Annotated in this window: 12 protein-coding genes; 8 read left to right on the forward strand and 4 right to left on the reverse strand. The window is 61.0% G+C overall.

Annotated elements, in window-relative coordinates; all coding sequences use genetic code 11:
* Positions 1 to 437 precede the first annotated feature (437 nt).
* Positions 438 to 1,097, forward strand: a complete 660-nt coding sequence (locus ASD25_RS03420; protein ID WP_055827200.1) for a hypothetical protein — start codon at positions 438 to 440, stop codon at positions 1,095 to 1,097.
* Positions 1,098 to 2,180: 1,083 nt separating this feature from the next.
* Here ASD25_RS03420 and ASD25_RS03425 read toward each other — a convergent pair.
* The gene (locus ASD25_RS03425) at positions 2,181 to 3,143 is read right to left on the reverse strand and encodes a hypothetical protein (RefSeq protein WP_055827203.1); all 963 of its coding nucleotides are present in this window, start codon (positions 3,141 to 3,143) and stop codon (positions 2,181 to 2,183) included.
* A 182-nt stretch (positions 3,144 to 3,325) separates the two neighbouring features.
* Between ASD25_RS03425 and ASD25_RS03430 the strand changes: the two genes are divergently transcribed.
* From ASD25_RS03430 to ASD25_RS03455, 6 genes are all read left to right on the forward strand, one after another.
* Complete coding sequence (locus ASD25_RS03430; protein ID WP_162246614.1) at positions 3,326 to 4,039, forward strand: exonuclease domain-containing protein; 714 nt, start codon at positions 3,326 to 3,328, stop codon at positions 4,037 to 4,039.
* Positions 4,040 to 4,080: 41 nt separating this feature from the next.
* The gene (locus ASD25_RS03435) at positions 4,081 to 4,368 is read left to right on the forward strand and encodes a hypothetical protein (RefSeq protein ID WP_156389180.1); all 288 of its coding nucleotides are present in this window, start codon (positions 4,081 to 4,083) and stop codon (positions 4,366 to 4,368) included.
* Between the two features lie 99 nt (positions 4,369 to 4,467).
* Entirely contained in the window at positions 4,468 to 5,394 is a 927-nt protein-coding gene (locus ASD25_RS03440) for a metallophosphoesterase (protein WP_055827213.1), read from the forward strand.
* 19 nt (positions 5,395 to 5,413) lie between these two features.
* The gene (locus ASD25_RS03445) at positions 5,414 to 5,782 is read left to right on the forward strand and encodes a hypothetical protein (protein ID WP_156376879.1); all 369 of its coding nucleotides are present in this window, start codon (positions 5,414 to 5,416) and stop codon (positions 5,780 to 5,782) included.
* Positions 5,783 to 6,039: 257 nt separating this feature from the next.
* Positions 6,040 to 8,769, forward strand: a complete 2,730-nt coding sequence (locus ASD25_RS03450; RefSeq protein ID WP_055827220.1) for an ATP-dependent RecD-like DNA helicase — start codon at positions 6,040 to 6,042, stop codon at positions 8,767 to 8,769.
* 202 nt (positions 8,770 to 8,971) lie between these two features.
* On the forward strand, positions 8,972 to 10,879 hold the full coding sequence (locus tag ASD25_RS03455) for a hypothetical protein (protein ID WP_055827224.1): 1,908 nt from the start codon (positions 8,972 to 8,974) through the stop codon (positions 10,877 to 10,879).
* A gap of 29 nt (positions 10,880 to 10,908) precedes the next feature.
* Here ASD25_RS03455 and ASD25_RS03460 read toward each other — a convergent pair whose 3' ends face one another.
* Together ASD25_RS03460 and ASD25_RS03465 are read right to left on the reverse strand one after the other, a co-directional pair.
* On the reverse strand, positions 10,909 to 11,874 hold the full coding sequence (locus ASD25_RS03460) for a TerB family tellurite resistance protein (RefSeq protein ID WP_055827227.1): 966 nt from the start codon (positions 11,872 to 11,874) through the stop codon (positions 10,909 to 10,911).
* Positions 11,871 to 12,266, reverse strand: a complete 396-nt coding sequence (locus tag ASD25_RS03465; RefSeq protein WP_156376880.1) for a hypothetical protein — start codon at positions 12,264 to 12,266, stop codon at positions 11,871 to 11,873. Before ASD25_RS03465 ends, ASD25_RS03460 begins: the two co-directional genes overlap by 4 nt.
* A gap of 116 nt (positions 12,267 to 12,382) precedes the next feature.
* On the opposite strand from ASD25_RS03465, the gene ASD25_RS03470 reads away from it, so the two are divergent.
* Positions 12,383 to 12,577 carry a hypothetical protein gene (locus tag ASD25_RS03470; RefSeq protein ID WP_055827233.1) on the forward strand — a complete coding sequence of 65 codons (195 nt, stop codon included), beginning with the start codon at positions 12,383 to 12,385 and terminating at the stop codon, positions 12,575 to 12,577.
* A gap of 230 nt (positions 12,578 to 12,807) precedes the next feature.
* On the opposite strand, the gene ASD25_RS29115 is transcribed toward ASD25_RS03470, so the two are convergent.
* Positions 12,808 to 13,386: a helix-turn-helix transcriptional regulator gene (locus tag ASD25_RS29115; protein WP_082560002.1), complete on the reverse strand. Its 579-nt coding sequence runs from the start codon at positions 13,384 to 13,386 to the stop codon at positions 12,808 to 12,810.
* Between the last annotated feature and the right edge of the window lie 390 nt (positions 13,387 to 13,776).

Consider the following 13,776-nt stretch of genomic DNA (forward strand, 5'->3'; position numbering starts at 1 on the left):
TGGTCCTTGTGGGCGGTCAGTCTTCGCCAACACGCGCCGAGCTTGCAACCACCAAGTGACCCCTCTGAACGATGCTCGCGTCGGACGTCACATCCAGGCCATGCGGCACCGAGGTCTGCATCGTTTGTCACGTCAACATTTCCGAGCCGACGAGCCGGGCAGCTTCCATGCGGGCATCAGGCCGGGTTGGCAGTGACGGGCGAAGAGCTCTACTCAAAGGTCGAGGCGTGCGGTCGCGGAAGCGGACGGAGGCCGGTCTCGACTAATCGACGGAGCGAAGAAGATGGCGGCATGCTCGACACGGTAGAGGTGAAGCCGCCGCTGAATGCGGCGCTGTGGGAGCCGGGACGGGCAGCGCCCGCGTACTTCCTCCGTTTGATACGTGGGGAACCTAGCGGCGAGCCGTTAGGCGCAACTCTCCTAGGCGGGGAGCCATCGTGAGGGAGTATCGCGTTCGGGTCTCCGACCGGTTCTTGGAGACGGCTACCCTGGCCGCCGTTGAAGCCTATAGTCATGGAGACGGCCGCAAGAAGCGCAAAGAGATCGAAACGCTTGGCCTGGTGTGGGGGCACTGTCGAACTCGAGCGGAGGAAACGGTCATCTTTCTAGATCGGCTTGCGGTGTCGCTGTCCGCCGAACGAGAAGCCGGCTCTGTCATGCCAAACGCCGGCGCGATCAGCCTAATGGCGGAGGTCATGGAGCGGTTGGCACCGGATCAGCTCTTGTTGGGGGACTTCCATTCGCACCCCTATAGAGATCTCGCGGAGGTCCAAATGATCAAAGGCTACGAATTCTCAGACGGCGATTTTGACGCATTCCTCGCCGATGATGCGATCTGGGACCGAACGAACAATGCACCTGTAATGGTAGTCGCTACGGTCTGCAGGCTCGGTCGGGTTCACGAATCGGGAGGCGATCACATCCGCAATAACGTCTGGTGGTTCGACGTGGGACAGTTCCGCTTTTGGCTCAATGTTTGCGTCGGTTTTCTGGATGAAGCAGGAAAGCGTCGCCATACCGGAAACAAGAGGTCTTGTGTCTGGCTGGATCTAAACTCACGGTTCTTCAACGACAGCGGCGACCGGGTGGAGGCCTGACCATTCCCCACTCCGCAGCCGATCTTTGACCGATGCTCAGACCTTCGAGGTTGGCGGCCGAGGGCAGATACGTTGGTCTGGTGCGAAGGCCAAGGCTCGCCATAGCTCGTGCAGTTGTGCAAGCGCTGGCTGACTTGCTGCGGGCGCGATTTCCTGCAACCTGTGTGCAGCCGCGCAGACCATCGCCAACCTGCATATCGGGTAAGGCGGCTCTCAATTGGGAATGCAGCCGCGGGAAGTTGGCATCAGGTTTGAGGGAATGCACGACGACCTTCTCGAGCTAGTGCCCGCCGAGTTGCACGCGCGCTCTGGCGGCGTTTTATATTCGGGCCGCTCAGCATTTCGTGGGCCCAGACCGCTTTACCTGCTTGGACTAAACCCCGGAGGGGATCCCGCTGCGCAAGCCGATGAGACTATTGGTCGATCTATTCGCAGTGCAACTGCGAGGAGCCGGAACGACTGGTCCGCTTATGCTGACGAATCTTGGCAAGGTCGCCCCCCGGGAACGGCAACGCTCCAACCGAGGGTCCTGCATCTCCTTCGAAACCTCGACCTTGAACCCCGCGCGGTCCCAGCCTCGAATGTAGTTTTCGTCCGATCAAAGCGGGAAGGATTGCTGGCGAGAAAAGCCGAGTTGTTGCGGGACTGCTGGCCCTTACACGAAGCTGTAATCCGAGGGCTTGGCGTCAGGGTTATCGCCTGCATGGGTGTAACCGCAGGAGCGTGGACAAGGGAGATGGTCGGGGCGCATGAGCTCGTGGAAAGCTGGTCCGAGCAGAACGAGCGCGGGTGGACCAGCCGCACTCACATTGGGCGGGACGGCCTCCAGGTGGTTACGATGACGCACCCTAGCGTTGCTGCATGGAATTCCGCCGCAGCTGATCCTTCCCCTCTTGTCCGGAGCGCCCTTGGGCGCTCGTGAAGTCGGCGCAAGTCGCGAACCGGGCGCCCGCAATGACGGCGGGATCGGGCCGATGGAGCACGAGAATTTGGGCTGCCCCCATCTAGACCCTGATCCACTAGGGACACTGGGCGTCACGGCAAGTTGTGTCGCCTCTGACGACAACTCTCAGGAAGGTCGATTTAGCCATTCCAGTAGGTCCTGCTCGGTAGGTAAGGGCTGATGTGGCCGGGAGCGCCGCTCAAGAGCCGCTCAATTTCATGGAGAACAGGGGCAGGCGGACGTTTGTTGCGCGGTCCGTTGACGTCCTCGACTTCCCAACCGAGACCCGGCACCTGTTCGAATTCAATGACTGCTCGGCCTTCGAGTTCGTAGAAGTAAGAATATCCGCGACGGACAAAATCGACCTGAGAAGCCAGGCAGTTCTGGAAGCGCTTCGCAGCGCTTCTCATGGCGGCAGGGCTATCGAGCGGCCGCAACCCTTCGGTTCCACCCCATGGCGCGGGCGGCAAGGGCAGGCCGGCCCAGAGCTCGGTTACGTCGCCACCGCCGAGAAGTTTCTTGCGGATGGCTCCGTCAAGTTGAGGTGCGACGGCCCTCAACCTCTCCAGGCGCCACACCCAGCGCCGGACCCTGCGTTGAGGCGACCCAAGCCGCTCCCCGACCTTCAGTGATTTCGCCAGGCCGGCATGCCGCAGGTCCGCGGGCAGGGCATGAAGGGTCTCAATGGTGGAGGCAGCGATGCGCTTGCGATGGCGGATAGTCTGCGCGCCCAAGCCGCCTTCCTCGAGGAGGTCCGCCAGCTTCAAATATTGCGCAGCGTCTTCCAATCCCGTCCACGGCAGTTTGCCCAAGCTCCCCAGCAGTCCGCGGGCTTCGCCGAAGCCTGCCAGCCGCAGCAGACATGCCGAGGTTTCCGACAGGAAGCGTTCGCGCCACAGGGTGAAGTCAGCGGGTTCGTCGAGTCGGTCCGCGCGCATCGACATCTGCGCCCAGATGCAGAGCCAGACGTGTCGGCGTTTGTCTGGCTCGTGGACGAGCGCCCTGTGCGCCTCTTCACGACCACCCCAGAACGCGATCGCCCAACCTTCGAGGCCCCCCGCGAGAGCGTGTAGCAATGTGTCTGTTTTCATGCCGACCACCATGGCGGCCTTTAGCGACAGAAGCGGTCGCGCATCACGAGCGGGCTCCGCAGTGGTTCTGGACTGTCTCGGGATCTGGTCGAGCTTATCTCGGGTTAGGTGGAGCGTCACACTTGAAAGACTGTTTGCGACCGCGGTTGTCGCATTTGTGCCCAAGCATCACTGGAACTTGGGTGGGGATGACAATGCTGCTGCGCGTAGTGGACTTTGAGACAACAGGCGGCGAGGGCAGTCAGGTCATTGAGGTCGGCACCGTCGACGTCACGGGCAACGGGCGCGACTGGAGGGTCGGAGCGCCGCGGACGCTTCTCCTGAAGCCGACCGAGCCCGTCTCGCCTCACGCCCGAGCTGTCCATCACATCAGTGATGATGAGCTCGCGATGGCTTCAACGTTTTCCGTCGAGGCCGTCGAGCGCTTCATCAAGGCTGATGGACCGCCGGACGTCCTCGTAGCTCACCATTGCGATTTCGAGCGAAGTTTCCTCGGCGACCTGGCTCTCGCGTCGTGGGTTTGCACGGTCAAGGCCGCTCGAAAAGCCTGGCCGCAGGCGCCGGGTCACGCCAATCAGGTGTTGCGCTACTGGCTTGAGTTGCCTCTCGACCCGCGCTTCGCATTGCCAGCACACAGGGCAGGACCCGACGCCTTCGTCACCGCTCATATTCTGGTTCAGCTGCTTCAGACCGAGACGGTGGGCGATCTGATTGAATGGACGACTCAGCCAGCGGTAGTCACGTTCGGCCGCCATCGCGGCAAGGCGTGGGGTGAGGTGCCGTCAGACTATCTGCGATGGATCGCAGGGGAGGAAGGAATGGATATGCATAAGTGCAAACTGGCCGAGACAGAGTTGGCGCGTCGCGACGGCCGGGTCTCGGAAGCCATGGCCACGGGTGACCGATGAGCGCTCGGCTTCATCTCATCTGTCGTGACGCCAAAGGTCTGGTGTGCCTCGACCCCAAGGGCGCGATCTACCGCAGCGAGGCCTGGGCGCTGACGTCGGCCGAGGTCGCCAAGCTTGCCGGCGGGCGCGTCTATTTCCATCAGACCAAGGCGGAGCCGTCCTACTTCGGTGGACATGTCCTCGACGCCGAGCCTTTCCAGGGTGGGAACTCGGACCCGGAACGGTTTGTGCTGCGGCTGAAGGCCGAGCGCGACGCCAAGGGCGTTGTCTGGGATGAGGCCGGGCGCTCCCACGCCATGGCCTGGTCTTCCGGCGTGCTGGACGACTGAGATGGGTCTGACAGATCATCGCGCCGAGCGCCCTCGCGGGGCAGCCAAGGTGGCCGCAGAGGTGCTCGGGCCAAGCCCGAGCGGCATTCAGGCATCGGAATGAACCACGACATCATCGGCGACATCCACGGCCATGCCGACCAGCTTGAGGCCCTATTGACCGAGCTCGGTTACCGCCATCGGTCCGGGGCTTGGCGACATCCCAGCCGCACGGCGATCTTTGTCGGTGACTTCGTGGATCGCGGCCCAGGTCAGCTTCGGACTCTCGAACTCGTCAGGGCGATGACTGACGCCGGATCGGCCCGCGCCGTGATGGGAAATCACGAGTTCAACGCCATCTCGTGGGCCACGCCGGATCCAGTCAGTGACGGTCACCACCTTCGTCCCCGTCTGGGCGCGAAGGGGGTGAAGAACCGCCAACAGCATGAGGCCTTTCTCGCTGAAGTCGGGGAGGACACTGACGATCATCGATCCTGGATCGAGTGGTTCCTGGACTTGCCGCTGTGGATCGAGGAACCAGGATTTCGGATCGTCCATGCCTGCTGGAGCCCTCGCCACGTCGCGGCTCTGAGGCCGCTGCTGAGCGAGGAGAGATTGACGCCTGAGATCGCCGAAGCTTCGAGTCGGAAAGGGTCGGTTGCCTACGAAGCTGTCGAGACACTTCTCAAGGGCGCGGAGGTGGAACTGCCTCCCGGCCACGGCTTTACAGACAAGGACGGCCACAGCCGCAGCGCGATCAGAACACGATGGTGGGACGCGAGCCTCACCACCTACCGGTCAGCCTACATTGGTCCGCCGGGCGTGGAGATGCCTGACCTTCCAATCCCGATGACCGAGAAGATTCCTGAACCTGACCGGCCAACGTTCATCGGACACTATTGGCTGAATCCGCGAGAGGCATTGGCGCCCCTTACGCAACGGGTCGCCTGCGTCGATTACAGCGTGGCGAAGGGAGGGCCGCTGGTGGCCTATCGGTTTGATGGCGAGGCGGAGCTGGCGGCCGACAAGTTCGTGGCCGTCCATTAGGGCGCGCACAGCGTGTGGGATGACCGAGGCCGCTCCAGGAGAAAGCATGTCGGACGCAAATATAGATCGGCTCGCGGACGTGATCGGTACCTTCCTGAACCGGGCCGCGCAACAACCCGTGACGGTTTGGGCGACACTGAGGGAGGATACTTATGAGACCCTCTTTGGCGACGGCTACTACGCCTACCTGGACAAGGTGTTCGATTCACCAATCGCGGCTCTCGGGCGGTCTAATGAGCCAAGGGGAGATTGGGTGAAGTTGCACGTCCGCCGCTACGAAATCAGCGTTTCAAGCAAGCAGCCTGTCCTTTCCCCTGAGCCGTCCGAGTCAGAGCCGGTCACGGTGAAGGACGTCGTCGAAAAGATGCTGCGGGCCGGCATCATCTAGCCGAAGACAAGGTGCCACCTGAGAGGCCCCAGTATGAATATGAGCAAAGCCTGTAGTGCTGGTTTTCTCCCGGTCGTCTCTTCGAAAACCACCCCCAGCCTGTCGCCAACTCCCTGTGCGGCGGGCTCGTGCAACTGTTTGTTGAGGCCGGAACATTAGGGGATGGTCTCTGCAATATGGGTTAGCGGGTCGACCGCATCCTCCTAAAACCCTAGGGTGTCCGATTGTGGAAGAGTGATGGGGGTAGTGTGGAGGGAGTGATCGACGCGGAAGGGTTCAGGTTTCTGGAGCCATTCTGGCCGGATCTGCACGAGACATCCCGAAAGGCCGAGCAGGCTGGACCGCAAGCACCTGACCTGGCCGCGATCCGCCTGCGCGCCTTCACCGAGTCGATGGTTGCGCACCTATGGGGTCATCTGGATCTTCCACCGCAGCAGACTTCTCAGTTCGATCGGCTAGTCCTCCTTGAGAAGGGGGATCTGCTCGATCGGCGACTGCTGGCCAAGTTTCATTCCATCCGCCGCCTGGGCAACAACGCTGCTCATAATCACCCGGTTACACCGGCGCAGGTCGAGACCATGCTCGAGGATGCCTGGTCGCTCGGCTGTTGGTTCTGTCGGTTCATGCGTCCGGACATTGAGTGGTTTACACCGACGCGAACTCCACATGCGTCCATTGGAGTGGGGATCCAGCAGGACGAAGCCCCCGAAAGCGCCGATAGGCAGTCAACCGCTTCGGGGCCGCCGAGCAGTATCGTGCCATTCCCGGTCGACCGCATCCGACGCGTTCGTGAGGAGGTCGCCAAAGCGATGGCGCAGATCGATCCCCGGGCGCGTTCCCTGCGCACGCGGATCAGCATGCAGGATGCGTTTTCGGAAGACTTGAATGTTGATCAGCGTGGCTGTCTGTCAGCGCTGTCCGACTTCCTCGGTGATCGCGAACAACGTCTGTTCCTTTTGAAGGGCTACGCCGGGACTGGGAAAACCTTCCTGGTGAAAGGGATCACGGAGTACCTCGCGGCTCAGGGTCGTGACTTCCAGCTTCTGGCTCCGACCGGCCGCGCAGCCAACGTTATGCGGGAGAAGACGGGACGCGAGGCACGCACTCTGCACGGGTCGATATACGATTATTCCGATCTGCAGGAGTATCGCGACGGAGACGCCGATGCGCTCGAGACGTTCAAGATCATTGCATCAATCAGGTCAAATCGAGATCAGGCTAATACCGTTTACATCGTAGACGAGGCGTCGTTGCTAGCCGATGTCTATGCGGAAAGTGATTTCTACAGGTCGGGAACGGGGTATCTGCTCCAAGATCTGATGACGTACATGTGCTTCGACCATAGCGAGAACGACAGAAAGATCATTTTCGTCGGTGATCCCGCTCAACTTCCGCCTGTCGGGATGGCCAGTTCACCCGCGCTCGACCCGGAATATCTCCGCAAGCACTTCAATCTCAGCCCAATCCAGTACGAGCTCAAGGAGGTGGTGCGCCAGAAGGCAGACAGCGGGTTGATCCGCAATGTCATGCCGCTGCGAGAAAGTCTGTCCAAGGCAAGTTTCAGCAGCCTCACCTTTGAATTTGGCGAGGACGTTGCGCGTGCGCACACCGATGAAGTCATCCCGCTGTACATGGCGGCTCGAGGGGCCGGGCGGCAACCAATCATCATTACGCACCCGAACGCCGAGGCCGCGGCCTTCAACCGGGCGGTGCGCGAACAACTGCATCCCCAGAAGGAGTTCGTGACCGCAGGTGACACCCTGATCGTCACGGCCAATGCGGTCGTTGGCGGCCGATTCCTTGCAAATGGCGAGTTCGTCGAGGTCATCCACGCTGAACCGGTCGTAGATCGTCGGACGCTGACCCTGAAGCAGCGAAATCCGGACACCAATGCCGTTGAGGAAATGGAAATCTCGCTGACGTTCCGGGATGTCGACGTGGCGATCACTCTACCCGACGGGACCAAATCCGGTATCAACGTCAAGCTATTGGATGATCACCTGCATCGCAACGAGCCCGGGCTGTCGTCGATAGAACAGCGCGCGCTCTACATCGACTTCCTGAAGCGCCATCCGGACCTGCGTGCGGATAAGGAGCGGGTTCGCCGGAGCCTGGTCCTGCGCCAGGATCCGTATTTCAACGCCCTGCGGGCCAAGTTTGGTTACGCCGTGACCTGTCACAAGGCCCAGGGCGGGGAGTGGACGGATGTCGTCGTATCCTGCCCGACCGGTCAAGACCCGCGGACGGCCGGCTATTTCCGTTGGCTGTACACCGCGATGACCCGATCGAGCCAAACCCTGCATCTCGTCAATCCGCCGGAAGTAAGGATCAAGTCAGTAGGCGAGCCTTGGTGGAGACAAACCAACAATAGCGGCCCGCCGCTTTCAATGACGATAACGGAAGGGCTTGAGGAGCTCACCGGATCATCGCCGCAGGAGCAGTTTCGCGCCGGCGTCCTCGCCAAGGTTCGGTCGTTACTTGTCGACACGCAGGTCGCTATCGATGATGTCGCCCATCACAGCTACCAGGAGGCTTATTACCTCAGTCGGGGCGTCGACTCCGGGCGCGTCAACATCGGCTACGATGGCAAGTACAGGATCAGGTCCATCACGACCCCCAGGACTGGAAATTTTGAAGACGAGTTACGTCAACTTTTTGCGCCGTTGCTCAACCACGGCAGCCTGGGGCTGCCACGCGCCGACAGCGTACCGAACCTCGGTCCCACCGCGCCCTTCTTGAAGGAACTGCATGATCGTCTGGTGCCGTTGCTTACGGCGCAGGGGATCATTGTGACTTCGTTGGAAGAGCTCCAGTGGTGCCAGCGCTATACCTTCTCTCGTGGAGACGAGGTCGCAAGAATAGATATCTTCTATGACGGCAGGAACCGGATCAGGAGTTGCATGCCCTTGAGGCCGAAGTCAGCGGCGCCACCTCCGCCGTTGTTGCCCCAAGTGATGGAAATCTTGACGATGGAGCTCGCCCCGTGAAACCGCTTCCGGTCGCTGGGCGGGGGGAGTGGTTTGCACATTTGTGCGCTGTTTTGCCCCCGAGGAATGGAGACGTCACCGCAATAGGCGTCCGGCGCAATGCGAGGCGCGTTCTCGAGAGCTGGCAGCCACTCGGCGCCGGCTGCCCAAGGGTCGCACCCCCTCCCGAAATCTCGGACGAGCTGAAGACTGAGATCGTCGCGTGATTTCCTCCAAGGACGTGTTCCAGAAGCGCAGGGATGGTGACCTTGATGCGGCCTATGCGCTGGCGTTGGAGCGTATGGCCGCGACCGACCGGGACGCATGGGATGTTCGCGCCTTGGGTTGGTGCCTGGTCGATCTCGTCAAGAAGTTCGCTGGGGACCGACCAAGCCCGGAACTGGAACGATACGCAGCAGAGCTCAATGATCTGATCGTGCCGCCGGACGACGAGGTGTTGACGAAGCAGCGGGACTACGCCCTGAGCCTTCTGCAGGCGGGCGCGACGGAACTGCAAGAGGCGAAGCGGCTTAGCAAGGCCGGCAAGTTTCGCGAGGCAGTAGGCATCTATGCGGTGCTTTTCAACGGAGGCACGCTCGATCGCTCGAACCACACCAACTATGGCTGGGACCTCTTCAAGGCGACGCGCGATGCTTTGCAGCAGGAACCGCAAGATCAGTGGTCTGGCAGCCCGGTGGCGGAGGCGAGACGTTACCTCGGCATCTATCTGAAGCTAGACGTCGAGCGGCCATCACTCCTGCACAGTTGCATCCTGCAGCAGGCTCTGCGCCTCGCGCCGAGCGGTCATCTCAAGGTCATGGCGTTCGTTCGTATGTGGGGCTTGGAGCACCTGCGCGCGGAGGATTTCGAGCGTTACGTGGCTGAGGACGGAAAAGCGCGGTCATCACTGGCTGAAACCGCTGTGCAGCACGCTGCGAAGGAAGCCGTTTTAGACGGTCAGGCCGGCAACCTCGAGTATGTTCAGCCCTTCGTCGACCTCGCCATGGCGCGCTTTCCGGACAATGCTTGGCTGAGGCTGAACAAGGCAAAGATCCTGCGCGCGCTGGGCCGGCAGGACGAAGCTCTCGCCGTGGCGATTGATTTCGCCAAATCGAAGGTAGGTGAATACTGGGCCTGGGAGCTCCTTGGCGATCTTGTAACGGATCCGGAGCAGCGAAGGGGTTGTTATTGCAAGGCTCTGATCTGTTCGCAGGACGATAACTTTGTAAGCGGTGTGCGCTTGAAGCTGGCCCGCGCCTTGGTCGGCGCCGGTGAATTTCCGGAAGCCAAAGGCGAAGTGTTGCGCGTGATTGAGCACAAGACGCGCGCGGGTCACAGGATTCCGGCCGAGGCGCACGATCTGATGCAGGGCTCGTGGTTCTCCGAGGTCTCTGCTCTAGAGCCCAAGGCGGCCTTTTACGCGCGCTTCGCGTCTCAAGCCGACGACTTGCTCCTCAGCGCCGTGCCTTGGATTGACGCCTGTGTGGGGGAGAGCTTCACGATCGAAGGCCAGGAATCCAAGCCGCGCCGCAAGCTCTATCTTCAGGGGACGCCTTTCCCGACCGAAGTGAGCGTTCACGCTTCCAAGCTGCGCCTTAAAAACCTGGCGGTCGGCCTGCCGATCAAGGTGAAGGCGGAACTTGAGCCCGGCGAGGGCCGACGATTCACGCTTTACGCAGCAGCTCTCAGAGAGGACGGGTCGGATTTTGACATCTTCCCTGAAACGATCGGCGTGATTGACTCTATCAACGCCGACAAGGGGCTTTTGCATTTCATGGCCGGTGTCGACGCGCACGGGACTTTTTCCCTGGCGGAGTACTCGGGAACGGCGTCCCTCGGAGGCAGCGTCGCCATAAGGCTCGCCACCTATCATTCGAAGCGAGGGGCATTTCTTCGCGCCTTGACCGTTGGCCCTTCCGCTGAGCCGGCGGGGCCAAACGTCTGCAGGTCATTCAAGGACAAGGTCCGCGTGGACAAAGGGATGGGCTTCACGCCCGACGGTGTGTTTATCCCTCCTGATCTCGTGTCCGCTCATGGCTTGGGCGACGAAGACTTCGTCTCGGGGACGGCTGTCCTGAGCCATAACAAGAAGCGTCAAACCTGGGGTTGGAAAGCGATCCTCATCGAATAGGTGCATGCCCCGGACGGGGATGAGACGCGCTAGGCTCCCGGCCTCCCAGGCTTCAAATTACCAAAACGATTGGTCAGCGACCCGATCGCTGAACCAGCCTTTCCGCCAAAATCCGCCATGGCGGAACCAGTCTTCCCGCCGAGATCTGCCATCGTCGTTCCGGTCTTGCCGCCTAGGTCGGCTAGCGATTTTCCGACCTTGGCCAAGCTGATCGCACGCTCCGCCCGAAACGTCGCTGCGATGGCGTCAATTGCATGATCTTCTCGCTCGTCGAGGACTCCATCGGCCTCGATCACCTCGCGCAGAAAGGCAAGCAGTTCGGCTTGCATGGCCTCGCCGTTGCAGTCGGGGCTGGCTGCGTGGAATTCGGCGAGCGATTTCGCGACGGCTTTCACCCGCGTCTCATCAGCTGTCTCTGAGAGCACGTCGAGCGCCCGCGCGCCGTACGCGCCGTTGTAACCCCATTCTTCAACGAAATGCCGTTCAATCGCGGCGCGCTCCACCGGGGCGATCGCGCCGTCGATCTTGGCGACGCGCAGAACCAGCGCCGCCACGAGGTCGAACAGCTGCATGCCGAGCAGGTCGATCGGCGTGTTGATGAAGCGCGGGATTGTGTCGACCAGCGAACCCGATTGTTGGCGTACGAGTCGGGTGACACCGTAGTACGCCCCACCCGTGGCCGCAGCGGCGGCAAGCACCCATCCAATCGGTGTGGCCGCCACTGCGCCGATGCCAATCGCAGACAACATCCCGCCCGTTGAGGCAAAAAACGTGGACACGACGACCTGAGATGCCGCGATGGACGCTCCGGTCGCGGCGACCCCTCCGACGTCCCAAAGGCTCTGCAAGCCGTTCTTTGCGCGCAAAACGGCATAGGCGTCTTCGCCGATGCGCAGTTTCAGCTTGAACTTCAGCGAGTCCGCAATGACGCACTCGACATTGTTGAGCAGCGAAAGCGCTGGATCTTCTTTCGTGCCGTCTCCGATCGTCGTCACGCTACACCCAGGTCTTTGAACTGCGCTTCCAGGCCCGACAGCCTGTTCCGCATCGGTCCATCGATCATGTCCTGAAGCGCACCCCACCCGAGCCCGATGATCAGCAGAATGGGCGTGAGGACCGGCGAGAGGAGAGGGCCGAGGAGAGGAATTGAGCTGATCAGGAACGAGAGGACCAAGGCTGCGACGACGCCGAAGGTGACTTTGGGGTATGATTTGGCGAGATCGAAGATGTACGCCAGCACTCGGCAGCCAATCTGGACAATCTTGCCACCCACCACGACCGTGGTTTCGATCAGGGTTGAAAGCAGGGCTTTCAAGTCCGCCGAGACATGCAGTCTCTCGATGCGCCTTACGATCTCGCGTCGATCGATGAGGGGCTCGACTTCCATGGGGCCTGGCATTGGCGACTCTCAAAATCGTAAGGACTTGGGGCACAGCTAACGCGTCCCCTGCGGCGCTACAACCGGTAGCGGCGGAAGCTTCGCTTCAACACCGTGAGTAATGAATGAAGCTCCTGCTCCTCGTGATCTGGAAGATCTTCGGAATAGTTCTGATCGCGTTCCTGATCATGAAGGTGCTGGCTTGGACATCCACAGGCCGGAAGAAGCGGGTGTTCCACGCGATCGCAGCGGGAGTGCTCTGGATGGGCATCCCTCTCTCTGTCCTCAGAGTGCTTCTGATGTTGAACGGAGACGCCTGACCGAGGATCGCCTCTCCCGACACGGCCCGCCGGTCGGCCCGCCGGTTATTCCGGAGCCCGGCTAACGGTGCCCGCAATATCGCGGCGTTAGCTGGCCGAACGTGGCCTGCCAGCGGTGGGTCAGGCTGACTGGCAACGTTGTGACAGCCACCCGCTCAAACCTCCGATGGCGAACAGGGCACATGCGACTGCCTGAGTTCGACGCCAGGCCTCAGGTTGGCGGGGCCGATTCAGAGCGGAGTGAGCGGTTCCGGCACGATTTCAAACCGCCCGTCGACTTCCTTGCACGACAGGTTGTTGTGCTCGCAGATGGCCTTGATCCCTTTGACGACTCCATAGCCCGCCGCGCCCACTGCCACCGGGAGCACCGCCACGACGGCAACGCCACCAAGAAGGCTTCCGCCGAGTGCCGCCAGGCCAGATGTGATCCCTGCGGCAGAGAATCCAGCCACGGTGCCCGTTGCTCCAATGGCGCCTATGCTGGCGACAACGCCGCCCGCGCCACTTCCTGCCGCAACCATCGTTTCAGTCAGAGCACTCCTGTCCGTCGAATTCAATTTCTTGAACCGATGGTATCCAATGATCTGGAGCGCCCTCAGCTTGTTCATGAAATCAATTGTCGGCTGGTGGATCCCTGACTCGAGGCGAGAAATCGTTGACTCGGAACAGCCAAGAATCTTCGCAAGTTCGCGGCGCGATATTCCAGACACTTGTCGGATCAGAGATAATTTTTTACCGCAATTTTCGGCGGTAATCTCCTCCTCCATCGCAGCGCGCTGATCCTCGTTGTCAAACGCCCAGTCGGTCATCGAAACCCCCACCCCAGTTGCAGTCAACCGAAGCTATGCGCGAGATCACAAGCGTATGCAAGCTTATGCATACGTGTGAATGGTTTTGAAGGCTGACTTCAGGCGTCGCTCTTTTCCGAGTCCCTCGCCAACGCAAGTGTGTCGGCAGACCGCATTGGAGAGGGTGTCGGGGGAGAGGCTCTGCGGCCTCAAGTAGCTGCGCCGAGCACCGTCGCGGCTAGGCGAGTGAATGGCCACTCCGTCGGGCGACTCTCTTGGTGTGCAGGGCGATTTACGCGAGCCGCGATCTGACGAGCCAAGCCGTTTGAGTCGGAAGTTGATTCTTTCCGGCGGCTCTGCCTAACGTTGTCTCTGCCTAGGGGGAAGATTATGTCCAAACAACATATCAGA

Source organism: Brevundimonas sp. Root1423 (assembly GCF_001426805.1).

Excerpts from the sequence above, each read along its gene's own strand:
- ASD25_RS03465 (WP_156376880.1), bottom strand. The coding sequence starts at position 12,266 with ATGGAAGTCGAGCCCCTCATCGATCGACGCGAGATCGTAAGGCGCATC.
- ASD25_RS03470 (WP_055827233.1), top strand. The coding sequence starts at position 12,383 with ATGAAGCTCCTGCTCCTCGTGATCTGGAAGATCTTCGGAATAGTTCTG.
- ASD25_RS29115 (WP_082560002.1), bottom strand. The coding sequence starts at position 13,386 with ATGACCGACTGGGCGTTTGACAACGAGGATCAGCGCGCTGCGATGGAG.
- ASD25_RS03440 (WP_055827213.1), top strand. The coding sequence starts at position 4,468 with ATGAACCACGACATCATCGGCGACATCCACGGCCATGCCGACCAGCTT.
- ASD25_RS03445 (WP_156376879.1), top strand. The coding sequence starts at position 5,414 with ATGACCGAGGCCGCTCCAGGAGAAAGCATGTCGGACGCAAATATAGAT.
- ASD25_RS03430 (WP_162246614.1), top strand. The coding sequence starts at position 3,326 with ATGCTGCTGCGCGTAGTGGACTTTGAGACAACAGGCGGCGAGGGCAGT.
- ASD25_RS03425 (WP_055827203.1), bottom strand. The coding sequence starts at position 3,143 with ATGGTGGTCGGCATGAAAACAGACACATTGCTACACGCTCTCGCGGGG.